Origin of the sequence: Nitrococcus mobilis Nb-231 (assembly GCF_000153205.1) — a bacterium.
Classification (GTDB): domain Bacteria; phylum Pseudomonadota; class Gammaproteobacteria; order Nitrococcales; family Nitrococcaceae; genus Nitrococcus; species Nitrococcus mobilis.
On sequence record NZ_CH672427.1, the window covers coordinates 3,353,993 to 3,375,819 of the forward strand.

At 60.8% G+C, this 21,827-nt stretch carries 20 protein-coding genes; 14 read left to right on the forward strand and 6 right to left on the reverse strand.

Annotation, left to right across the window (positions count from 1 at the left end; genetic code table 11):
* Nucleotides 1-43: 43 nt before the first annotated feature.
* The 4 genes from NB231_RS15230 to rluB are packed head-to-tail and all read left to right on the forward strand — an operon-like array spanning nt 44 to nt 3,551.
* A complete protein-coding gene (locus NB231_RS15230) occupies nt 44-1,264 on the forward strand; it encodes a tryptophan--tRNA ligase (protein ID WP_005004585.1) in 1,221 nt (406 codons plus the stop codon).
* Entirely contained in the window at nt 1,264-2,148 is an 885-nt protein-coding gene (locus NB231_RS15235) for a segregation and condensation protein A (protein ID WP_005004587.1), read from the forward strand. The genes NB231_RS15230 and NB231_RS15235 overlap by 1 nt, the downstream gene beginning before the upstream one ends.
* Before the next feature lie 6 nt (nt 2,149-2,154).
* The gene (gene scpB / locus NB231_RS15240) at nt 2,155-2,751 is read left to right on the forward strand and encodes an SMC-Scp complex subunit ScpB (RefSeq protein ID WP_005004589.1); all 597 of its coding nucleotides are present in this window, start codon (nt 2,155-2,157) and stop codon (nt 2,749-2,751) included.
* Complete coding sequence (gene rluB / locus NB231_RS15245) at nt 2,748-3,551, forward strand: 23S rRNA pseudouridine(2605) synthase RluB (protein WP_005004592.1); 804 nt, start codon at nt 2,748-2,750, stop codon at nt 3,549-3,551. Before scpB ends, rluB begins: the two co-directional genes overlap by 4 nt.
* 18 nt (nt 3,552-3,569) lie before the next feature.
* Here the strand turns inward: rluB and NB231_RS15250 are convergent, their stop codons facing one another.
* The 6 genes from NB231_RS15250 to NB231_RS15275 all read right to left on the reverse strand — a co-directional run bounded on the left by NB231_RS15250 (nt 3,570) and on the right by NB231_RS15275 (nt 9,213).
* Complete coding sequence (locus NB231_RS15250) at nt 3,570-4,139, reverse strand: hypothetical protein (protein WP_005004594.1); 570 nt, start codon at nt 4,137-4,139, stop codon at nt 3,570-3,572.
* Between the two features lie 90 nt (nt 4,140-4,229).
* Nucleotides 4,230-5,018: an SDR family NAD(P)-dependent oxidoreductase gene (locus NB231_RS15255; protein ID WP_005004596.1), complete on the reverse strand. Its 789-nt coding sequence runs from the start codon at nt 5,016-5,018 to the stop codon at nt 4,230-4,232.
* 12 nt (nt 5,019-5,030) lie between these two features.
* Nucleotides 5,031-5,885 carry a squalene/phytoene synthase family protein gene (locus NB231_RS15260; protein WP_005004598.1) on the reverse strand — a complete coding sequence of 285 codons (855 nt, stop codon included), beginning with the start codon at nt 5,883-5,885 and terminating at the stop codon, nt 5,031-5,033.
* 142 nt (nt 5,886-6,027) lie between these two features.
* Nucleotides 6,028-6,768, reverse strand: coding sequence for an HAD family hydrolase (locus NB231_RS15265; protein WP_156777047.1), 741 nt, complete (start codon nt 6,766-6,768; stop codon nt 6,028-6,030).
* A 210-nt stretch (nt 6,769-6,978) separates the two neighbouring features.
* Nucleotides 6,979-7,683: a bifunctional 2-polyprenyl-6-hydroxyphenol methylase/3-demethylubiquinol 3-O-methyltransferase UbiG gene (ubiG, locus tag NB231_RS15270; RefSeq protein ID WP_005004601.1), complete on the reverse strand. Its 705-nt coding sequence runs from the start codon at nt 7,681-7,683 to the stop codon at nt 6,979-6,981.
* A 216-nt stretch (nt 7,684-7,899) separates the two neighbouring features.
* Nucleotides 7,900-9,213, reverse strand: coding sequence for a TRZ/ATZ family hydrolase (locus tag NB231_RS15275; RefSeq protein WP_040664312.1), 1,314 nt, complete (start codon nt 9,211-9,213; stop codon nt 7,900-7,902).
* Between the two features lie 95 nt (nt 9,214-9,308).
* On the opposite strand from NB231_RS15275, the gene mtnA reads away from it, so the two are divergent.
* The 10 genes from mtnA to cmk all read left to right on the forward strand — a co-directional run bounded on the left by mtnA (nt 9,309) and on the right by cmk (nt 21,534).
* Nucleotides 9,309-10,319, forward strand: a complete 1,011-nt coding sequence (gene mtnA, locus NB231_RS15280; RefSeq protein ID WP_005004604.1) for an S-methyl-5-thioribose-1-phosphate isomerase — start codon at nt 9,309-9,311, stop codon at nt 10,317-10,319.
* Between the two features lie 92 nt (nt 10,320-10,411).
* A complete protein-coding gene (locus tag NB231_RS15285; RefSeq protein WP_005004605.1) occupies nt 10,412-10,969 on the forward strand; it encodes a peptidylprolyl isomerase in 558 nt (185 codons plus the stop codon).
* A 303-nt stretch (nt 10,970-11,272) separates the two neighbouring features.
* Nucleotides 11,273-13,831: a DNA gyrase subunit A gene (gyrA, locus tag NB231_RS15290; protein ID WP_005004608.1), complete on the forward strand. Its 2,559-nt coding sequence runs from the start codon at nt 11,273-11,275 to the stop codon at nt 13,829-13,831.
* A 69-nt stretch (nt 13,832-13,900) separates the two neighbouring features.
* Entirely contained in the window at nt 13,901-14,983 is a 1,083-nt protein-coding gene (serC, locus tag NB231_RS15295; protein ID WP_005004610.1) for a 3-phosphoserine/phosphohydroxythreonine transaminase, read from the forward strand.
* A gap of 63 nt (nt 14,984-15,046) precedes the next feature.
* Nucleotides 15,047-16,216, forward strand: a complete 1,170-nt coding sequence (locus NB231_RS15300; protein WP_005004612.1) for a phosphoglycerate dehydrogenase — start codon at nt 15,047-15,049, stop codon at nt 16,214-16,216.
* A gap of 35 nt (nt 16,217-16,251) precedes the next feature.
* Nucleotides 16,252-17,337: a prephenate dehydratase gene (gene pheA / locus NB231_RS15305; RefSeq protein WP_005004614.1), complete on the forward strand. Its 1,086-nt coding sequence runs from the start codon at nt 16,252-16,254 to the stop codon at nt 17,335-17,337.
* A 39-nt stretch (nt 17,338-17,376) separates the two neighbouring features.
* Complete coding sequence (hisC, locus tag NB231_RS15310; RefSeq protein WP_005004616.1) at nt 17,377-18,543, forward strand: histidinol-phosphate transaminase; 1,167 nt, start codon at nt 17,377-17,379, stop codon at nt 18,541-18,543.
* Nucleotides 18,540-19,415: a prephenate dehydrogenase gene (locus NB231_RS15315; RefSeq protein ID WP_005004619.1), complete on the forward strand. Its 876-nt coding sequence runs from the start codon at nt 18,540-18,542 to the stop codon at nt 19,413-19,415. The genes hisC and NB231_RS15315 overlap by 4 nt, the downstream gene beginning before the upstream one ends.
* A 96-nt stretch (nt 19,416-19,511) precedes the next feature.
* Complete coding sequence (gene aroA, locus NB231_RS15320; RefSeq protein ID WP_040662554.1) at nt 19,512-20,855, forward strand: 3-phosphoshikimate 1-carboxyvinyltransferase; 1,344 nt, start codon at nt 19,512-19,514, stop codon at nt 20,853-20,855.
* On the forward strand, nt 20,842-21,534 hold the full coding sequence (gene cmk, locus NB231_RS15325; RefSeq protein WP_005004627.1) for a (d)CMP kinase: 693 nt from the start codon (nt 20,842-20,844) through the stop codon (nt 21,532-21,534). The genes aroA and cmk overlap by 14 nt, the downstream gene beginning before the upstream one ends.
* The last annotated feature ends 293 nt before the right edge of the window (nt 21,535-21,827 follow it).

The following is a 21,827-nucleotide window of genomic DNA, read 5'->3' on the forward strand; positions in this document are numbered from 1 at the left end:
CATACGGTTCGTTTCCGTTGAGCGAAATCAACTCTAGGAGGTGATGTTGAGCATACACGACCCGCGCCAGGCTCGCGTTCTTTCCGGGATGCGGCCTACCGGCCGGTTGCATTTAGGCCATTACCACGGTGTTCTAAAAAATTGGGTGCAGTTACAGCAGGAACATGAGTGTTTCTTTTTCGTCGCGGATTGGCATGCGTTGACCACAGCCTACGATGAGCGCGAAATCATCGGTGAGAACATTTGGGATTTGGTGATCGACTGGTTGGCCTGTGGCGTCAACCCGAGTTTGGCAAAAATCTTCATCCAGTCGCGGGTTATCGAACACGCCGAGTTGCACGTGTTGTTGTCTATGATCGCCCCGCTCGGCTGGCTGGAGCGGGTGCCTACCTACAAGGACCAGCAAAAGAATTTGCGTGACAAGGATCTGCTCACTTACGGCTTCTTGGGCTATCCGGTACTGCAGAGCGCCGATATTCTCATCTATCAGGCGAGCGCCGTGCCGGTCGGAGAAGATCAGGTCTCGCATGTGGAGCTCACGCGCGAACTCGCTCGGCGTTTCAATTACTTGTTCGGCCGTGAGCCCGATTTTGCGGACAAGGCCACCGCCGCAGTCAAGCGGATGGGCAAGAAAAATGCCCGGCTCTACACCGAGCTGCGCCGTAAATACCAGCAACAGGGTGACCACGAGGCGTTGGGTGAGGCGCGGGCGTTGATCGAGAGCCAGCAGAACATTACGCTGGGTGAGCGCGAGCGTCTACTGGGTTACCTGGAAGGCACAGGACGCACTATTTTGCCGGAGCCGAGGGCGCTGCTGACACCCGCCTCGCGTATGCCAGGGCTGGACGGGCGCAAGATGTCCAAATCCTACGGCAATACGATTTCGCTGCGAGACGAGCCGCAAGCTGTGGAGCAAAAGATCCGAACCATGCCTACGGACCCCGCTCGGGTGCGACGCACCGATCCGGGCGAGCCTACCAAATGCCCGGTTTGGGACTTCCACCGGCTTTACTCCGAGCAAAAGACGCAGGAGTGGGTGCTCGCCGGCTGCCGTTCCGCCGGCATTGGCTGTCTGGAGTGTAAACAGCCGATCATCGATGCCGTGCAGGCGGAACTGGCGCCCATTCATGAGCGAGCCCGCGCGTTCGAAGCCGATCCGCAAGCCGTACGCCGCATTGTCGCGGATGGTTGCGAGAAGGCCCGTAGGGTGGCTCGAGAGACGATGCAGGAGGTGCGGGCTGCTGTCGGCCTGGATTATCGGTGATGGCACGCGAAGTGGATGCAGCCCCGGCGGCGGCCTACCCAGAGCACGCGGATGCTCAATCCATAGCCGCGACCGCCAAGATCAGAGGCGAGCCGCTGACCAAGTTTCCGCACGATCTCTATATTCCGCCGGATGCCTTGGAGGTCATCCTGGAGGCCTTCGAGGGGCCGCTTGATCTGTTGCTTTATTTGATCCGTCGGCAGAACCTCGATGTTCTCGATATCCCGATTGCCGAGATTACTCGGCAATACATGCGTTACGTCGAACTGATGCAGGATCTGCGACTGGAGCTTGCGGCCGAGTACCTGGTCATGGCGGCGGTTTTGGCGCATATCAAGTCACGCATGCTACTGCCACAGCCAGCCGTGCAGGAGCCCGAAGAAGCCGATCCGCGGGTCGAGTTGGCGCGCCGGCTCCAGGAGTACGAGCAGTTCAAGGAGGCGGCGCAGGCCCTCGATGAGCAGCCCCGAGTTGCGCGGGATGTCTTTCCGGGGCATGTCCCAGCTCCGTCGTTACCACGTATTGAACGAGCCGAACCGACGGTGAGCCTGGGCGAGTTGTTCTTGGCGTTGGCGGATGTAATGGCTCGGGCGAAGCACTTTACCCATCACGCGGTGCAACGCGAGGCACTTTCAGTACGCCAGCGTATGGTCGATATACTGAACCGGGTGGATAGCGAGCGCTTCAGCGCGTTTGCGGAGCTGTTTTCCGCCAACGAGGGGCGTTTAGGTCTTACCGTCACGTTCCTGGCGGTGCTAGAGCTTTACCGGGGGCGGTTGATCGAGCTGCGCCAGACCGAGGCGTTTGCACCGATCTACCTGCGTGCGGTTGCGCACGCAGGGCAGGGGCCGCCGAGCTCTGGGCAATCGATAAGGGATGATTAAGCCATAATGGAGTCAGAGCTGAAATACATCATCGAAGCCGCTTTATTAGCGGCCGGTGAGCCGCTGTCGGTGGAACGTCTGCAGAGGCTGTTTCCGCAAGACCGACAACCGGGGACGGCGGTCGTGCGCGGAGCCTTGGTTGCGCTGGCTGAGGACTACCAGCACCGTGGCATCGAACTCAAAGAGGTCGCCAGCGGCTATCGGATCCAGGTGCGCGCGGAGTTGGCGCCTTGGGTGGCGCAACTTTGGGCGGCGCGGCCGGGGCGCTATTCCCGCGCTCTGCTGGAAACACTCGCGATCATTGCTTACCGGCAACCGATCACACGTGGTGAAATCGAGGAGATCCGAGGCGTTGCCCTGAGCACCTCGATTATGCGAACGCTGCAGGAGCGTGGCTGGATCCATGTCGCAGGCCATCGGCCGTTGCCGGGGCGACCGGCCCTGTTCGGCACTACCCGGGCTTTCCTCGATTACTTCAACCTCAAAAGCCTGGAGGAACTGCCTGCACTGAGCGAGCTCAAGGACTGGAGCGAGGCTCAGCCGGAACTCGAACTGTGTCTCGCCCAGTCCGATGGGGACGATACGGTGTGGGTGGCGGGATGAGCGAGACGGAAAAACTGCAAAAGGTCCTGGCCCGGGCTGGCATGGGTTCGCGCCGGCAGATGGAGCATTGGATTCGGGACGGCCGCATCCGGGTCAACGGTCGAATCGCCCGACTCGGTGAGCGTGTGGCACCGCGGATGCAGATTACGGTAGATGGGCGGCCGCTGCGGCGGCGGAGCTTAAGTGGGTTGCCACGTATGTTGCTTTATCACAAGCCGGTCGGCGTGGTGACCACGCGTTCGGATCCCGCCGGACGTCCGACCGTTTTTCAGCATCTGCCGAGAATCAAAAAAGGGCGCTGGATCGCGGTGGGCCGACTGGATATCAATACCTGTGGTTTGCTGCTGTTCACCACCGATGGGGAACTCGCCAACCGTTTGATGCATCCATCCTTTCGCCTGGTGCGCGAATACGCTGTTCGGGTCTACGGTGAAGTCACCGCCGAGATGATTACCCGTTTGCAACAAGGTGTGGAGCTTGAGGATGGCCGTGGCGCCTTTGATCGCATCGAAGTGCTCTGCGAAGCGCAAGCAGCCAACGGCTGGTATCGGGTAAGCCTGGCCGAGGGGCGTCGCCGAGAAGTTCGACGGCTTTGGGAGTCGCAGGGGGTGCGCGTGAGTCGATTGATCCGGTTACGCTACGGCCCAGTGCGGCTGCCGCCCGGGCTGCGTCAGGGACAAATCAGGAAGTTGGGCCCGGCTGAGATAGTCCGCTTGTGCCGGGCCGTCGATCTGGATCCCGCTTGGCCGAAGCAGCAGGCTTGTACCCGCCGCCTGAGCGAGGCGCTGAAAAACGAGTAACGAGTCCGCCACCCATTTTTACGGCCCAGGCTGTTCTCCCGTGGAGGCGATTAGGTATGGGCGCCGCGCGAGTGACACCGTGCTGCGGCGGGCGGCTATTGTAGGCGTGCCCAGTGCTGGGTCGGCGCTTGTTTGAGGTGCTGTCGCTGCGAGCACATGAGGCTCGCGCACATTATGGCGGACGGTCGTGATCCGGCTCTGCAGAGCCGCCGGTAAGTGCGAATACGCACCGATCAGCAGCACCAAGCGCCGTATTCCATCGTCGATATCGCACAAACTGCACAAGCGGCTCTGAATCGAGGGTTTGCTCAGTGCCGGCTCGAATTCCCGCAGCAGGTAGATACCGTCGTGGCGACTGGCCGCGATATAGGCGAGCACATCCGCTGGGGAGCGAGTCCGTGGAATGAAGATATGCTCGACGCCGATCCGGTAGAGCCCGCATTGCGATGACCAATCGTAGACGGCCTGCCCGGTTGTGAGCGAATACCGTTTGAATAAGGCGAGCAGTCGATCGGTCTCCTGAGTCTTGAGAGCGGCAATGCGATTCGTGGAGTCGATGATCTGTTGCAGCGTATTGGTTGCATCCATAGCGCTCACTGGTGAGTTTTTTGTAACTGGAGAGTCACTGTAGTGGATTAAAAGCACAACATTATGTGATTTATGTCAAATTTTGGCTTCTCAGCCAGTGCGGCATTTGTCTATCGCCAGGGTGAACATCCCACCCTGGCGGGCCGGGCGTCTAGGATCGAGTAGGTAGATCAGTCCGCGGGCCGCCCCGTCTGGTGAGCGCAACTCCGCCGGATTCTCAGCCGGGTAGGCGAGCGCGCGCAGCGCCGTGCGGGTCGCACCCGGGTCGTAGCTTACGCAGCGCACCGGCGAGTCGTCTGGTAGTTCGGCGGCGAGCGTTCGCATCAAACCCTCGAGTCCGGATTTGGCGACGCCGTAGGCGCCGGCGTAAGGCTTGCCGATGCGTCCGGCCAGGTCGCTGATGAAAATCACGCGGCTGTGTGAGGCGCGCTCGAGCAGCGGCAGACAGGCTCGGGTGAGTAAAAAGGGTGCATTGAGGTTGATATGCAGGGTTCGGAACCAAGTCTCGATGTCGTAGTGGGCGATCGGACAGGGTCGGCCCAGTTCGGCGGCATTGTGGATCAGCGCATCGAGGCCGGCTAGGCTGTCATTCAGCCGTTGGGCGAGTTCCGTATAGTCTTGGGGCTTCGCGCCGAGCAAATCCATGGGGTAAATGGCTGGCTGGGGGCCGCCGGCTGTCTCGATCTCATCGTAAACGCGCTCCAAGGGTGGAATGTGCCGATCGAGTAGAATCACTGTGGCCCCGGCTTGTGCCGCCGCCAAGGCGGTTGCACGCCCGATTCCGGCGCCGGCGCCGGTAATGAGCACTCGCTGGTTGGCCAAGGCGTTGGCGGTAGGGCGGTAATCGACCGGGATTTCCTCGGTCATGGTTTCGGGCATTGCTCGATCTCCTCAGCTTGGTATGCGCGCTCGCGGCTGCGCGCGTGCCGTGCGCCACGCCAGCCAGAGTTTGTGCAATGGGGTCAGGTGATAACGTCGCTCCAATAGCGGAAAGTGATCGTTCGTCATCACTTCGAGCAACGATCGGTACAGTTCGCCCAGTACAAGACCGGGGCGCTGTGACCAGCGCTCCGTCGGCGGCAGCCGCTGCGAGGCTTGGGCATAAAAACGGCGCGCGCGATCGGCTTGCTCGGTGAACAAGCGGCGCACCGGCTCGCTGGTCGTCGAGCGTTGCAAATCGCTCCACTCGACACCGGCGTTGCGGATTTCCGCCTCCGGGATGTAGCACCGCCCAGCCGCTGCATAGCGGCGGACGTTGCGTAGAAAACGAGTCAATTGCAGCGCGGTGCCCAAATCGTGGGCGAAGTCGAAGGCTCGGCGGTCGCGGTAGCCGCAGACCTGCACCGACAGACTGGCGATGGAGCAGCCGAGTCGATGGCAGTAAAGCGAGAGCTCGCGAAAGCTCGGATAGAGATTGTACTCCAAGTCCATTTGCGTACCTTCGAGAATCTGCTCGAAGTAGTGCCGATCCAGTCGATAGCGCTGCACCGGTGCATGCAAGGCTTGGCTGATGGGGTGGCTGCCGCAGCCCTCGAAGATGCGCGCGAGTTCCTCCCGCCACCAGGCGAGCTTGGCCGCAGCCACCTGGTGGTCGTGGCACTCCACCACGATTTCAGTCACTTCGGCGTGGAAGGCGTGCAAGGCAAGCAGCGCCGCGCGTTTGTCCGCTTCCGTAAACAGCAACGCATAATGCAGGCTCGATCCCCGGGGGGCGGCTTTGTCGCGGCAGAATTCGACGGCGTTCACGGTGTGTTCGCTACTCCGCAGGAGCGGGTGTGCTGCTCCGGGATTTGGGTGCAATGCGCGGCTTCCACGAGCGGTACTCAGCCTGAGATAACCGACCCGCCCAGCGCGGCCGAATTCGGTGCTGCTAGCCGTCTGATGACGCTCATAGGGTCGTTTGGATGCCCGGCGGGCTCGACTGGCTCGACGGACCCAGCGCGGGGGCCAACCAGGACAGGATCTCCAGGGGATGCTCGATGAGCCCGTCGGCGCCCCAATCGGCTACTTGAGCATTGGGCTCGAGATAGCCGAACAGCGCCGCCAAGGCTGGGGTGCCGGCGCGCCGCGCGGCCGCAATGTCCTGCGGTGCATCACCCACCATCACACACTCCGGTGGCGTCAGAGCCAACTGTCGGCAGGCGGTGAAGATGGGGTGGGGATTGGGTTTGTGCAACGCTCGACAATCGCCGGTAACCACACAGGCGGCACGCCGAAGGTAGCCAAGTTGTTTCAGCAGCGGTCGAGTGAGCCAGCTCGGCTTATTGGTTACGATCCCCCAGCGCAGGTTGCGGGCCTCGATCTCGGCTAGCAGCTCGTCGATACCGGGGAAGGGACGGGTCTGGCAGCTGAGTCGCGCCCGGTAGATGTCGAGGTAGCGTTGCAGCAACGATGCGAAACCCGGTTCATCGCGACTGAGCGCAAAGCCGTGGCGAATCATCGCGGCTCCCCCCTGTGCGACTATCGGGCGGAGTGGCTCCGGCGCCAGGGTGGTCAGGCCGTGCTCGCGGCGCAGGTCGTTGAGGCTGCCGATTAGATCGGGTGCCGTGTCAAGGAGCGTGCCGTCCAAGTCCAACAAAACCGCCTTGGCAAGGCGTGACGAGGCGCCACCTGCGGCAGAATGAATCATCCCGCGCACCTCAGCCGGTTTATGCAGCGCGGCAACGGTAATCGTTGCGGCGGGCCTGGTTCGCAAAAGTAGCGCTGCCACCCTTTGGCAGCGGTGTCATCTCTGGTCTTAGTCATCCGAATATCCCGCTAACAACCCCGTTTGTCTTTCATTCTCTTGGAATCCGCTGAGCGGACCCTTGGCGCGTGTGTTTCCTATACCTCGGCGGACCTATTGTTCGAGCGTAAAATGTGCCAGGTAGTTGACCGACACATCGTGGCTGAGCGCATAACGGCGCGTGATCGGGTTGTACCCGAGGCCACGCAGATCCTGTAACAAAAGGCCTTGGGCACGGGCCCACGCCCCCAGCTCGGAGGGGCGGATGAATTGGCGGTAATCGTGGGTGCCGCAAGGCAGCAGCCGCAGCACGTATTCAGCCCCGATGATCGCTAACAAATAGGCTTTTGGGTTGCGGTTGATAGTCGAGAAAATGGCTACGCCACCGGGGCGGAGCAGGCGTGCACAGGCGCTGATCGACATCGCCGGATCCGGCACGTGCTCAAGCAGTTCCATACAGGTAACCGCGTCGAATTCATGGGGACGGCTTTGCGCGAGCTCCTCCACGCTGGTCAGTTGATAATCGACTGCGGTGTGCGCCTCCGCGGCATGGAGCCTTGCCACGGCCAGGCTCCGTTCGGCCAGGTCGATGCCGAGCACCCTGGCGCCGCGCCGTGCCATGGCTTCGCTCAGCAGGCCGCCGCCGCAGCCTACGTCGACAATGCGCCGATTGGCGAGACCTCCGAGGCATTGCTCGACGTACGCAAGACGCAGGGGATTGATCTGATGTAAGGGCTTGAATTCGCCCTCAGGATCCCACCATCGGCTGGCGATACGATCAAATTTGGCAAGCTCTAGGGGGTCGATATTCGGGGGCACTTCTAGCAACCTTCCGCCTCACTATGAAGCCACGCGGGAGGCCGCGCAAACGGGGCGTCTGCGGATCCCCGCACGGCCATCTCGGCCGGTGCCGGGTGGTCACGGTACATACAACCCAGGCCCACACCGGTTCGAACAAGGCACCGTAATTTTTTTGTGGAGAAACTTGGGCTGACCCGTTGCCGCGCCCACTTGGCGTTGGCGCACGGGAACCCATCAGGCCTGTATCTTATCATGCCAGTATTGGCATTGGCTGAGTATTGCCGTCGGATCCAAGCTCGTGAGTCGCCCGTTCGTGACCGCCTCGCGACCCGCCACCCAAACATCGCTTACCTGGGATCGATCGACGGCATAGACGAGTTGCGAGATCGGATTGTAGACCGGCGCGCTGCTTAGGCAGCCGAGATCGATCGCTACCAGGTCGGCGTATTTGCCAGGCACTAAAGAGCCGATCCGGTCGGCGAGCCCCAGTGCTTGGGCGCCTGCCAGTGTTGCCATATGCAGCGCGTGGTGAGCGGGCAGTGCCGTTGCGTCGCCGGCCACGCCTTTGGCGAGCAACGCCGCCATGCGCATTTCGCCGAACATGTCCAAATCATTGTTGCTGGCTGCTCCATCAGTACCGAGAGCAACGTTGATGCCACGCTCGAGCAGCGCCGGTACCGGCGCGAAGCCGCTTGCGAGTTTGAGGTTGGACTCAGGGCAATGCACGATGTGGGTGCCGGTTTCGGCCAGCCGATCCATTTCGATCGCTTCGAGCTGGGTCATGTGAACAGCAATTAGGCTTGGTGAGAGCAGACCGATTGCATCCAGCCGCGCCAGCGGTCGAACACCATGCCGTTCAATGCTCTGCGCAATCTCATGTGCGGTTTCATGGAGGTGAATGTGTACGGGGACGTCGAGTTCATCGGCTAGGATGCGAATGCGCTCCAGGTTACGTTCGGAAACGGTGTAGGGCGCATGGGGGGCAAGAGCGGTGGTCACCAGCGGATGGTTACGTAGGGTGTCGTGCAGTGCAAGCCCTCGGCTCAGATATTCGTCGGCTGAGGCTGCGTAAACGCTTGGTAGGTCGATCACGATCATGCCCACTACTGCCCGCATGCCCGCTTGCGCCGCGATTCGGGCTGTTGCCTCGGGGAAGAAATACATGTCGTTAAAGCAGGTGATGCCGCCGAGCAGCATCTCGGCCACCGCCAGTTCGCTACCTTGTTGCACGAATTCGGCGCTGACATGGATCTGCTCGGCCGGCCAAATATGCTCCTTGAGCCAGCTCAACAGCGGTAGGTCGTCGGCCAACCCCCGCAGCAAGGCCATGGCGGCATGCGTGTGCGCGTTCACTAGTCCCGGAATGAGCACATGATTTCCTAGCTCGCGTATGCAAGGTGCCTGATAGCGTTGCTTCGCCTCGGTTTGAGGCAGGATCTGCGCAATTCGACCGGCACGGATGATCAAGGCGTGATGGTCCAGGACCGCACCGCTCGGTTCCACCGGAACCAACCAGCGGGTGTTTATGATCGTATCCGCTTGCTCCATGATGTAATCTCTGCGTTCGGCCAACTGGCCCATAAGCGGAAGATAGTGTGCGACAATCTTCCGCCCAGGTTAAGCACGATCGAATAGTCCATACTATGGAGCATGACACGGTTCGCGCGCTGCACTGGACCGGAGAGACGTTGGTGCTCTTGGACCAGCGCCGTTTGCCTCATGAGATCCAATATAAGGAGTGCGCCAGCGCCGCGGATGTGGCGGATGCCATCCAAACGATGATCGTCCGCGGTGCACCGGCGATCGGTATTGCCGCAGCCTATGGGGCCGCGCTGGCCGTTCGTCAGCATGCTGATCCTGCCAAGCGGGAAGCCGAACTGCAGTATTTGGCGCAGGCTCGACCCACAGCGGCCAATCTGCATTGGGCGCTGCAGCGCATGCGCGCTAAGCTGGCGAACGGGGCGGATGCCGAGACTATGGCGGCTGAGGCGTGCCGTGTCCATGCTGAAGACGTGCGCGCAAACCATTATATGGGCCAACTGGGTATGGGCTATTTCACCGTCAAGGGCGCGGTATTGACCCATTGCAATACCGGCTCGTTGGCAACCGGCGGTTACGGTACTGCGCTGGGCGTCATCCGGGCCGCCTATGCGGCCGGGCGTGTATCGTGCGTGTACGTTGATGAGACGCGGCCCTGGTTGCAAGGTGCCCGGCTGACCGCCTGGGAGCTGCAGCAAGAGGGTATCCCGGTACGACTGCTCGTCGATGCCGCCGCCGCGGCGCTGTTGCGCCTGGAGTCTGTGCGTTGGGTGGTGGTCGGCGCCGACCGGGTCGCCGCTAACGGTGATGTGGCCAACAAAATCGGCACCTACGGACTGGCGTTGGCCGCCAAAGCGCAGGGTATCGGGTTTATGGTGGTCGCACCCGGCTCCACATTGGACTTCGCTACAGTCGATGGCGATGCAATACGGGTCGAGCAACGAGACCCCGACGAGGTGCTGGCGTTTGGCGGCCAACTGCTGGCCCCGGCCGGCGTGACTGCATGGAACCCGGTGTTTGATATCACACCAGCCGAGTTGGTGGATGTGCTGGTTACAGAACGGGGTGCAGTGGAGCGGCCGAACCGGGAGCGCATGGCCGCATTACGGGCTTGAGCCTGCAGGGTATTGCCGCAATCCGGGTAAAAGCCGTTACATTAATTAATACAAGGGCAGGCAACCGCGCGAGCGGGGGGAGTTAGGAACAGATGCGGAATGTGCTGAGTTTTTTGACGTTGGCGTCCATGGCGGCGCCGGAGGCGACCTCCGGAGAAGACAGGCCGCGTGTCCAGGTGGTGACATCGGTTGGTGAGTTCACCATCGAGTTGTACCCGGATCGGGCGCCGATCAGTGTCGAGAACTTTTTACGCTACGTTGACGAGGAATTTTATCACAATACCACTTTCCACCGCATCATTCGGGACTTCGTCGTGCAAGGCGGCGGCTACAATACGGATAAGACGCGTAAGGAGACCCACGAGCCGATCCGCAACGAGGCCGATAACGGCTTGAAGAACGAGCGAGGTACTGTGGCCATGGCTCGCCTCAAGGAGGCTGACAGCGCGACCTCTCAGTTCTTCGTCAACGTCGTGGATAATCATTCCCTCGATCATAGCGAGAGCGACTTCGGTTATACCGTGTTCGGGCGCGTGGTCGAGGGTATGGAAATAGTGGATCGGATTTCGGGCGTGCCGACGGTCAAGCATGGTCCGCATCGTGATCAACCCCGTGTGACCATCGTGCTCAAGCGAGCGTTGCGAGTTTAAAGTCCGCCACCGGACGGGGATGCGCCCTCCCCGATCAATATGTTATTATCATTGCCCTTCCTGTGGCGTGCCCCGGCCTCGACCGGGGCGCCGTTTTTTGCGTATGCCATCAGAGGCACTTAAGCCCGGAAATTTCATGAATCACACACGCCTTCGCTTGCCTCTTGAATCCACAGGAGCTTTTGCTCATTCGGGCGTAATCACCGATACGTCGCTTCTTCGCAAAAACTCCTGTAAATCCGCAAGCTGCGTGATCAGCTCATCATCACGCGGATTCATGAAACTTCCGAGCTAGACCACCCAATGTCCAGTGTCGCCAAGGAGATTCTGCCGGTAAATCTCGAAGATGAGATGCGCCGATCGTATCTCGATTACGCCATGAGCGTGATTGTGGGGCGAGCCCTGCCCGATGTCCGCGATGGGCTGAAGCCAGTGCATCGCCGCGTGCTTTATGCGATGCGCGAGCTGAGCAACGACTGGAACAGGCCGTACAAGAAATCGGCGCGGGTCGTGGGTGATGTGATCGGCAAGTACCACCCGCACGGGGATGCGGCGGTCTACGATACCATCGTGCGCATGGCGCAGGTCTTTGCCATGCGCTACCCGCTCATTGACGGTCAAGGCAACTTCGGTTCGGTCGACGGCGATGCCGCTGCGGCTATGCGCTATACCGAGATCCGCATGGCGCGGATCGCCCATGATCTGTTGGCCGATCTCGATAAGGAGACGGTCGATTTCGTCGATAACTACGATGGCTCCGAGCAGGAGCCCACCGTATTGCCGACCCGCATCCCCAATTTTTTGGTTAATGGCGGTTCGGGTATCGCCGTGGGTATGGCGACCAACGTGCCGCCGCACAACCTCGGCGAAGTGATCGATGCGTGCATGGCGCTGATCGACGATGACAGTCTCACCGTCGATGAGCTGATGACCTATTTGCCGGGGCCGGATTTGCCCACGGCGGCCATTATCAATGGCGTTGCCGGAATCCGCGAGGCCTATCGAACCGGGCGGGGGCGGATGGTGATCCGGGCGCGCTGCGAGTTCGAGGAGGAAGCGCGCAGCGGTAAGGTCAGTCTCATCGTCACCGAGTTGCCCTACCAGGTGAACAAGGCTCGGTTGCTCGAAAAGATCGCCGGGCTGGTTAAGGAAAAGCGCATCGAGGGCATTACCGAGCTGCGCGACGAATCGGACAAAGACGGTATTCGGGTGGTCATCGAGTTGCGGCGCGGCGAAGTGCCCGAGGTGGTGCTGAACAATCTTTACCAGCACACGCAACTCGAGTCGGTGGTTGGTATCAACATGGTCGCCCTGGCCAAGGGCCAGCCCAAGCTGCACAGCCTGCGGGATGTGCTGGATGCTTTCCTACGACACCGACGCGAAGTGGTTACGCGGCGGACCGTCTACGAGCTGCGCAAGGCGCGCGAGCGCACGCATGTATTGGAGGGGCTGGCGGTCGCACTCGCCAATATCGACGAGGTGATTGCACTGATCAAGGCCTCGCCGGGGCCCGCGCAGGCCAAGGCGGCCTTGCTCACGCGGTCTTGGCCGCCGGGCAGCGGTATCACCGAAATGCTCCAGCGTGCCGGCGCCGAGGTCTCTAAACCCGAGGGGCTGGATGCCTCGCTGGGCTTGGTCGGTGCGGCCTATCGTCTCAGTGAAACCCAGGCCCAGGCCATCCTCGACTTGCGACTGCAACGTCTGACCGGTCTCGAGCAGAACAAGATCATTGAGGAATACCGCGATCTGTTGGGTTCGATCAACGAGCTGTTGGCGATACTCGGCAGCGGGGATAGGCTGATGGCGGTTATTCGCGAGGAATTGCTCGCGATCAAGGAACACTATGCTGATCCGCGTCGCACCGAGATCACCGCGAATCGGGTCGATCTCACGCTGGAGGATTTGATCCAGCCAGAGGACGTGGTGGTCACCCTCTCCCACGGCGGCTACGCCAAATCGCAACCGCTGGACAGCTATCAGGCCCAGCATCGCGGCGGCAAGGGTAAGGCAGCGACCAAGATGAAGGACGAGGACTTCATCGATCAGCTCTTCCTCGCCAATACCCATGATACGCTGCTGTGTTTCTCCAGCCACGGCAAGTGCTATTGGCTCAAGGTCTACGAGCTCCCGCACGGCAGCCGCGGTTCCCGTGGCAAGCCCATCGTCAACCTGTTGCCGTTGGATCCGGCGGAGCGGATTAGCGCAGTGGTATCGATCAAGGAGTTCGATGACCAGCATTTCGTCTTCATGGCCACCCGTAAGGGTACCGTCAAGAAAACCCCGCTGTCGGATTTCTCGCGCCCGCGCTCGTCCGGGATTATCGCCGTCAACCTCCAAGAAGACGACTGGTTAGTCAACGTCGGCATCACCGACGGTGAGCGCGAAATCATGCTGCTGACGGATGCCGGCAAGGCGATCCGGTTCCCGGAGGATGCGGTCAGGCCAATGGGGCGTACGGCGGGCGGTGTGCGTGGAATTCAGCTCGGCACGGGGCAATCGGTTATTCAGCTGCTTATTCTGGGTGAAGGCGATATTCTTACCGCAACCGAGAACGGCTATGGCAAACGCACGCCGGTGGCGGAATATCCGCGCCGCAGTCGTGGCGGGAGGGGTGTGATTTCCATCCAGACTTCGGAGCGCAATGGCAATGTCGTCGGCGCGGCTCAGGTGACCGAAGAGGATGAGATCATGCTGATCACCAACGCCGGTACGTTGGTGCGTATCCCAGTGGCGGAGATCTCTATCGTCAGTCGCAATACTCAGGGGGTGAAGCTGATTGCGTTGGGCGGTGAGGAGCGGCTTGCCGGAGTGGCTCGGATCGAGCCGCTCAACGACACCGTGGAGGACGAGGATGCTTGCTGAGCCTCTTGCTGCGCCGTGTTTTGGCAAGGAAAGGAATCTTGTTAGGCAAGACTTAAGGAGCGAGTAACGATGTCGCGAACTTATAATTTCAGCGCCGGGCCGGCCGTTTTGCCCGAGGCGGTACTACGCCAAGCTCAGGAGTCCATGCTGGACTGGCAGGGTTGCGGTCTATCGGTAATGGAGATGAGCCATCGCGGCAAGGAGTTCGTTGCGATTGCGGCCCAAGCCGAACAGGATTTGCGGGATCTGCTGGGCGTGCCCGAGAGTCACCGCATCCTTTTTCTGCAGGGTGGGGCTACCGGGCAATTCGCCGCTATACCGATGAATCTGCTGGCGGGGCGGGCGCGGGCCGATTATGTCGATACTGGCAATTGGTCGAAGAAAGCCATTGCCGAGGCCAAATCGTACTGTGCGGTCAATGTCGTGGCCACGGGCGGTTCAGGTGATCCCATGAGTATCCCGCCGCAGGCCAATTGGAGCCTCGATCCGGAGGCGGCCTATCTGCATTACACACCGAATGAGACGATCAGCGGCGTTGAGTTCCACTGGGTACCGCAAGTCGATGAGGTACCGCTGGTGGCGGATATGTCCTCGACACTGTTATCGAGACCAATCGATGTCGATCGCTTCGGTCTGATCTACGCCGGTGCGCAGAAAAACATCGGCCCCGCCGGGTTGACGGTGGTGATCGTGCGCGAAGATCTCATCGGCAAGGCTATGCCGGCTACCCCGGCGGTGTGGGACTATCGCCGGCAGGGCGAGGCCGATTCCATGTTGAACACGCCGCCCACCTATGCCTGGTACATTGCCGGGTTGGTGTTTCAATGGCTCAAGCGCCAGGGTGGGTTGGAGGCGATCGCGCAGGTGAACAAGCGCAAAGCCGATAAGCTCTATGCGGCCATTGACGGCAGCGATTTTTACCGCAATCCGGTGCATCCGACCTGCCGTTCCTGGATGAACGTGCCCTTCGTAATGGCCGAGGAAAAACTAGATGAGCGTTTCCTCACCGATGCCAAAGCTGCCGGGTTGATCGCGCTGAAGGGGCACCGTAGCGTCGGTGGGATGCGCGCCAGCCTCTATAATGCCATGCCCGAGGCGGGTGTGGATGCGTTGATCGCATTCATGCGTGATTTCGAGCAGCGCTACGGTTGATGCATCGATGATACGTGGTTAAACGTCGAAACGCCCCGTCCTTGCTGACAAAAGGCTCTGCCCATGTACAAGATTTTAACCCTGAACAACATCTCGGTTAAGGGCCTGGAGCGCCTGCCCCGCGACCGCTATGAGATTTCCTCGGAAATCCAGAATCCCGATGCCGTTTTGTTGCGCTCGGCGAATATGCACGGAATGGAGATCCCGGGGACGCTCAAGGCGGTCGGCCGAGCGGGTGCCGGAGTAAACAATATCCCGGTGACGCAAATGAGCGAGCGCGGTATCGCGGTATTTAATGCGCCGGGCGCGAATGCCAACGCGGTCAAGGAACTCGTGGTGGCCGCCATGTTCTTGGCGGCCCGCGACATTTGTCAGGCCTGGGAGTTTGCTCGCCACCTGAAGGGCAGCGATCGTGAGATTAACGATTTGACCGAGGCCGGCAAAAAGCGCTTCGTAGGCTTCGAGCTGCCTGGCCGTACCCTGGGCGTCATTGGTCTCGGCGCTGTCGGTGTGCTGGTAGCGAATACCGCCCGCGCCATGGGTATGAAAGTCATCGGCTATGACCCGCAGATCACAGTGCGCAGCGCCTGGCGGCTCGCTTCGGACGTGCAACCGGTCTACAGCGTCGACGAACTGATGGCCGAGGCGGACATGATTACCTTCCATGTGCCCGAGAACGACGCCACGCGCGGCCTGGTCAATGCCAAGCGTCTGGGGTTGATGCGCGAGGGTGTGGTGCTGATGAATTTCGCCCGCTCCGGAATTGTCGATGAAGCCGCAGTGGTGGAGGCCCTGAGCGTCGGCAAAGTGCATGCGTATATTTGTGATTTCCCAACCAATACGCTCAAGGATCACCCGCGTTGCGTCACTTTACCGCACCTCGGCGCCTCCACTCACGAGGCTCAGGATAATTGTGCGGTTATGGTGGCTGATGAGGTGCGTGAATATTTGGAAGCGGGCAACGTCCGCAATTCGGTCAATCTCCCCGAAATCGTCCTGCCGCGCGCCGGTCAGGGCGATCGCCTGACTGTGGTCAATGCCAATGTGCCCAACATGCTCGGCCAGATCTCAACGGCCGTGGCGGAGGCCAGCCTGAATATCGAAGATATGTACAACAAAGCCAAAGGCAATCTGGCCTACACGGTGGCCGATGTCGAGGGTAAGATCACAGCCGAGGTAGTCGAGCGGATTCGTGCCACCGAAGGGGTTCTTGCCGTGCGGGTCATCGAGTAATGGGGGTGTGAGCTCATTCGAGCTGGCGCGGAGCCATGAGTGAAACCGTTAAGCTGGAAAGCGTGCGGGCCCGGATCGACGCGATCGACGACGAGATCCTGCGCCTGATCAACGAACGGGCGCAGGCGGCCCAAGAGGTGGCGCGGATCAAACGTGCGGCCGGGGAAGACGGCGATCTCTATCGCCCGGCCCGGGAAGTGGAGGTGCTCAATCGGATCGGCGCGGCCAACGGCGGGCCATTGACCGATGAGGACGTAATTCGCCTGTTTCGCGAGCTCATGTCGGCGTGTTTGGCGTTGCAGCAGCCATTGCAAGTAGCTTTCCTGGGGCCGCAGGGGACCTTTACGCAGGAGGCCGCACTCAAGCATTTTGGGCACGGCATTCGGGCGCTTGCCTTGGAGAGCGTCGATGCCGTATTCCGTGAAGTAGAATCCGGTAATGCGGACTACGGGGTCGTACCGGTCGAAAATTCCACCGAAGGAGTGGTGACCCACACGCTGGATTGCTTCATGGTTTCACCGCTGCAGATTGTGGGCGAGCTGGAACTGCCGATTCGGCACTGCTTAGCCTCCAAGGAAACCGATTGGAGTGCCATTTGCCAAGTGTTCTCACACCCGCAGGGCCTGGCGCAATGTCGAGCATGGCTCGATCAGCATTTGCCCGGGGTGCAGCGGTTGCCGGTGAGCAGCACGGCGGAGGCGGCGCGCCGGGCGGCCGAGACACCGCAGTCGGCGGCCGTTGCCGGTCAGGCGGCGATGCAGCATTATGGTCTGACGGTGCTGTATTCGAACATACAGGATGGCGCCGCCAACACGACGCGGTTTCTGGTCCTCGGTGATCATTCGCCGCCGCCGACCGGCGCGGATAAGACCTCCATAGTGGTTTCTCGCGCCGATAAACCCGGTGGTCTCGCGACACTGCTGGCGCCGTTGGTACGCTACGGCCTCAATATGAGCCGTATCGAGTCGCGGCCGTCGCGGCAGGGTATGTGGCAGTACGTATTCTTCATCGACATCCTCGGCCATGCCGAAGATTCGAATCTGCGGCGCGCATTGGACGAGATGCAGCAGCTGGCGAGTCTGCTGAAGATTCTTGGTTCTTACCCCCGGGCGGCGCGCTGAACGTTCTGGCGCGCTGCGGCCCTACACGGAGTAGCGTTGATGGCAGGCTCCGACGGTACGTTCGATTTTTGCGACCTAGTGGTTCCGGGGGTGCGGGAATTGCAGCCATACCAGCCCGGCAAACCCATCGGCGAATTGGCTCGGGAGTATGGGCTCAGCGAATCCCGAATTGTTAAATTGGCCTCCAACGAGAATCCGTTGGGGCCGAGCCCGAAGGCCATCGAAGCCGTTCGGCAGGCGGTGCAGGATGCCCACCGTTATCCCGATGGCAATGGCCACGCCTTGCGTAGCGCCCTGGCCGAGCGGCATGGGATTACCCCAGAGCGGATCCTGCTTGGGAACGGTTCCAACGATCTATTGGATCTGGTTGCCCGCACTTTTTTAGGGTCCACCCGCCAAGCGGTCTACGCGCAGCACGCTTTTGCCGTATATCCGATCGCCACTCGCAGTGCGGGTGCCGAGGGCATCGTGGCGCCCGCCAATGGGGTGGAACATCGGCAGCCGTACGGGCATGACCTTGCTGCAATGACCGCGTGTATCACCCCGCGAACGCGGGTCGTATTTTTGGCAAACCCCAACAATCCGACCGGTACTTGGCTGGCGGCGGAGGAATTGGAGGTTTTTCTGGAGACGGTGCCGGGCGATGTGATCGTCGTCGTCGACGAGGCCTATGTGGAGTATGCGCAAGGGCTCGCTGGTTATCGGGAAGTCAGCGGCTGGCTGGACCGGTTTCCGAATCTGCTCATTACTCGAACCTTTTCCAAGGCGCATGGGTTGGCGGGCCTACGGGTCGGCTATGCGCTTTGCCGCGCCGATATCGTCGAGTTCCTCAATCGAGTGCGCCATCCGTTCAACGTCAACAGCCTTGCTCAGGTGGGTGCAACGGCGGCTTTGGCCGACCCGATGCATGTCGCCCGCACGGTCGAGCTCAACCACCGCGAGCGCAAGCGTCTGACCGAGGACCTGCGCCGGCTTAATCTGCGCGTGCTGCCGGCAGCGGGCAATTTTCTGTGTGTGGAAATCGGCAGCCAGGCGGCGGCCGTCAACGAGGCGTTGTTGCGTGACGGCATCATCGTGCGCCCGCTCGCGGGCTACGCGTTGCCGCGTTTTCTGCGCGTGAGTCTTGGTACGGGTGAGGAAAACGATCGTTTTATGGCATCGCTACAGCAGATCCACGCGCGCGGGTTGCTCGAGGTGACCGCATGATCCACATTCCTCGCCTGTGTGTGATTGGTGTAGGGCTCATCGGCGGCTCATTGGCACTGGCGTTGCGCCGTGCCGGGATTGTGGGCGAGATTGTGGGCTGCGGACGTAATCAGAGTAATCTGCGGCGGGCCGTGGAGTTGGGCGTCGTAGATTGCTACCAAACCAACCCGGCCAGCGCCGTGACGGGGGCGGATATGATCGTCCTCGGTGTGCCTTTGGGCAATGTCCGGCCCGTACTGACGACCATCCGTGATGCTTTGGATTCGGCGACCATTATTACCGACGTGGGTAGTGCAAAGCGTTGCGTAATCGAAGACATCGAAGCTGTATTCGGCGATATACCGGCGAGGTTCGTACCCGGTCACCCCGTGGCTGGAACGGAGAAAAGCGGGGTCGAGGCGGCCTTTGCTGATCTGTTCCAAAAGCGGCGCACGATCCTGACGCCGCTCGCGCAAACCGATCCCCAAGCAGTGAGTGCCGTGGCGGCATTGTGGGAGGCTGTTGGTGCGGAGGTCATCTCCATGAGCGCTGATCATCACGACCGCATGCTGGCTGCGACTTCGCATCTGCCGCATTTGCTCGCTTTTGGCCTGGTAGATACCCTGGCTCGCTGGGGCGGCGACGAGGATATATTTCAATATGCCGCCGGCGGCTTTCGTGATTTCACTCGTATCGCCTCCAGCGACCCCGTTATGTGGCGGGATATCTGCATTGCTAACCGTGCGGCCTTACTGGAGGCACTGGAGCATTACCGGGAAGATCTCGGCGTATTGACCGAGTTGGTGCGGTGCTTAGATGGACAGGCGCTGGAACGGGTGTTCCGCAATGCCAAGGCGGTGCGGGATCGATATCTGCCGTTGCTCGAGCGTTGATGGGTGGCCGGGTTGGGGGGCTGTCTGCGCGCGCCCCGATCCTATGATCGGCGATGAGTAGCGCCGCATTGCAGTTCAAACCGCAAGAGGACTGTCTTGACTGAGCTTAACGAAGATCTCCGCTGCTTTCGAATCGGCCCCGGTGGGTGTCTGACGGGCCAGGTGCGCGTACCGGGTGATAAATCGATTTCGCATCGCGCTGTGATGTTGGCGGCGTTGGCTGAGGGCACGACCGAGATCCATGGCTTGTTGGAAGGCGAGGATGTTTTAGCGACGCTTGCTGCTTTCCGGGCACTGGGCATCGTTACGAACGGGCCAGAGCGTGGCCGACTCGTGATTGAGGGGCGCGGCCTACAGGGTTTGCAGGCGTCACCGGAGCCATTCTATCTCGGTAATTCGGGCACCGCTATGCGGTTGCTCTGCGGGCTGCTTGCCGGCCAGCGCTTTGATTCGATCCTCACGGGGGATGTTTCGTTGAGCCAGCGGCCTATGCGGCGTGTGACCGAGCCGTTGCTGCGGATGGGCGCCCGGGTCGCGGCCGGTGCTACCGGTACCGCACCATTGCATATCAAAGGCGGTCAAGCGTTGCACGGCATCCACTATGAGATGCCAATGGCAAGCGCTCAGGTGAAGTCCTGCTTATTGCTGGCTGGGCTTTACGCGAAGGGCGAGACTTGTGTTATCGAGTCGGTGCCGAGTCGCGATCACACCGAGCGGATGCTGACTGCCTTTGGGTATGAGGTCGACTGCCGTGCTGGCCGTGTTTGCCTGCACGGAGGGGGACGATTGCATGCCATGCCACTATTGGCTATTCCGGCGGATATTTCCTCCGCCGCGTTCTTCCTAGTTGGGGCGAGCATCGCCCCCGGCTCCGATCTTTGCCTGATGGAAGTCGGTCTCAATCCGACACGAACTGGAGTGATCGCAATCCTAAAGCGTATGGGAGCCGATATCGAAGTGCTCGATAAGCGCTGGATGGGGGGGGAGCCGGTGGCGGATCTGCGGGTGCGTCATGCTGCATTGCACGGCATTCACATCACGCCCGAGATGGTTCCCGCGGCCATAGACGAGTTTCCAGCCCTTTTCGTGGCGGCCGCCTGCGCCGAGGGTGAGACCCTGCTGCAAGGGGCCGAGGAGCTGCGGGTCAAGGAAAGTGATCGGATTGCGGCAATGGCCGCAGGGCTGCAGGCATTGGGCATCACTGCCGAGCCGCAGGTGGATGGTATTCGCATCATCGGCGGGGTACCTCAAGGGGGGCGTCTCCATGCTCGCGGCGATCACCGCATTGCCATGGCTTTTACGATGATGGCACTGCGCGCCGATGCCGAAATCATTATCGACGACTGTCGTAACGTCGCCACTTCGTTTCCGGGTTTCGTGGAGCTGGCCGCGAGTGTCGGGCTCGGAATCCGAGCTGATGTTGTCGATGCACGACGCTGAGGTGCCAGTGCTGACGCTAGATGGCCCTAGCGGGGCCGGTAAGGGCACAGTGGCCCGGCTGGTCAGCGAACGCTTGCATTGGCATCTTCTGGATAGCGGCGCGATCTACCGAGTGCTTGCTCTGAGCGCCGAGCGCGGGGGGATAGCCATAGACGATGTCGCGGCTCTGCGCGGAATTGCCTGTACCATGGTGGTGGATTTTCGACTGGACGAGCGCGGTAAACCACAGGTACTGCTCGATGGTGATGACGTCACCAATGCCATCCGCAGTGAAGCCTGCGGTAAGCGAGCTTCCCATGTGGCGGTATTGTCGGCGGTGCGAGGCGCGTTGTTGCAATGCCAGCGTGCATTTCGCCGGCCGCCCGGATTAGTGGCGGACGGTCGCGATATGGGTACGGTGGTGTTCCCTGATGCCCTGGTGAAAATCTACCTCACGGCCAGCGTGGAAGAGCGCGCCCGTAGGCGCTATAACCAGTTGATAGGACAGGGCATTGGTGATAACCTTCCGGCTATTTTAAAGGATATTGAAGCGCGTGACGTGCGAGATTGCACGCGCGCGGTTTCGCCGCTGATCCCGGCCCCCGATGCGGTTGTTGTGGATACCACGAGGAAGTCGGTAGAGGCGGTGGTGGATATGGTATTGAGCCAGATTCGGCGGCGCAGCGGTTGTGCACCTTGACCGCGCCGCATTGCCGAAGGCTCTTGCGGAGACTCTGGCAAGCTTGCTTTCTTGTATTCCAGTGCAAGCTGGACAAATCTGCAGGAGCGGGTTTGAACTGCCGAAGACAGGCCCGAAAGGCGCAAACCAGAAAGGGTTTGTGCAATCCAGGAAAGCAAAAGCTTGGACATCCGGATTTCACCGGCGTGGCGGAATAGCTTCAGAGTTTCCTAGCGAGGCGGAATACCGGCTCAACGCAAGCTAATGAGCGGGTGAGCGGGCGTATTCATTAATTCAAGCAACATTTCTGACTG

Bases quoted from the DNA above. Each gene is read 5' to 3' on its own strand.
- serC (WP_005004610.1), top strand. From the start codon at position 13,901: ATGTCGCGAACTTATAATTTCAGCGCCGGGCCGGCCGTTTTGCCCGAG.
- NB231_RS15285 (WP_005004605.1), top strand. From the start codon at position 10,412: ATGCGGAATGTGCTGAGTTTTTTGACGTTGGCGTCCATGGCGGCGCCG.
- hisC (WP_005004616.1), top strand. From the start codon at position 17,377: ATGGCAGGCTCCGACGGTACGTTCGATTTTTGCGACCTAGTGGTTCCG.
- cmk (WP_005004627.1), top strand. From the start codon at position 20,842: ATGCACGACGCTGAGGTGCCAGTGCTGACGCTAGATGGCCCTAGCGGG.
- scpB (WP_005004589.1), top strand. From the start codon at position 2,155: ATGGAGTCAGAGCTGAAATACATCATCGAAGCCGCTTTATTAGCGGCC.
- NB231_RS15230 (WP_005004585.1), top strand. From the start codon at position 44: ATGTTGAGCATACACGACCCGCGCCAGGCTCGCGTTCTTTCCGGGATG.
- NB231_RS15300 (WP_005004612.1), top strand. From the start codon at position 15,047: ATGTACAAGATTTTAACCCTGAACAACATCTCGGTTAAGGGCCTGGAG.
- pheA (WP_005004614.1), top strand. From the start codon at position 16,252: ATGAGTGAAACCGTTAAGCTGGAAAGCGTGCGGGCCCGGATCGACGCG.
- NB231_RS15255 (WP_005004596.1), bottom strand. From the start codon at position 5,018: ATGCCCGAAACCATGACCGAGGAAATCCCGGTCGATTACCGCCCTACC.
- NB231_RS15315 (WP_005004619.1), top strand. From the start codon at position 18,540: ATGATCCACATTCCTCGCCTGTGTGTGATTGGTGTAGGGCTCATCGGC.
- rluB (WP_005004592.1), top strand. From the start codon at position 2,748: ATGAGCGAGACGGAAAAACTGCAAAAGGTCCTGGCCCGGGCTGGCATG.
- NB231_RS15235 (WP_005004587.1), top strand. From the start codon at position 1,264: ATGGCACGCGAAGTGGATGCAGCCCCGGCGGCGGCCTACCCAGAGCAC.
- NB231_RS15265 (WP_156777047.1), bottom strand. From the start codon at position 6,768: ATGATTCATTCTGCCGCAGGTGGCGCCTCGTCACGCCTTGCCAAGGCG.
- gyrA (WP_005004608.1), top strand. From the start codon at position 11,273: ATGTCCAGTGTCGCCAAGGAGATTCTGCCGGTAAATCTCGAAGATGAG.
- NB231_RS15275 (WP_040664312.1), bottom strand. From the start codon at position 9,213: ATGGAGCAAGCGGATACGATCATAAACACCCGCTGGTTGGTTCCGGTG.
- mtnA (WP_005004604.1), top strand. From the start codon at position 9,309: ATGGAGCATGACACGGTTCGCGCGCTGCACTGGACCGGAGAGACGTTG.
- NB231_RS15250 (WP_005004594.1), bottom strand. From the start codon at position 4,139: ATGGATGCAACCAATACGCTGCAACAGATCATCGACTCCACGAATCGC.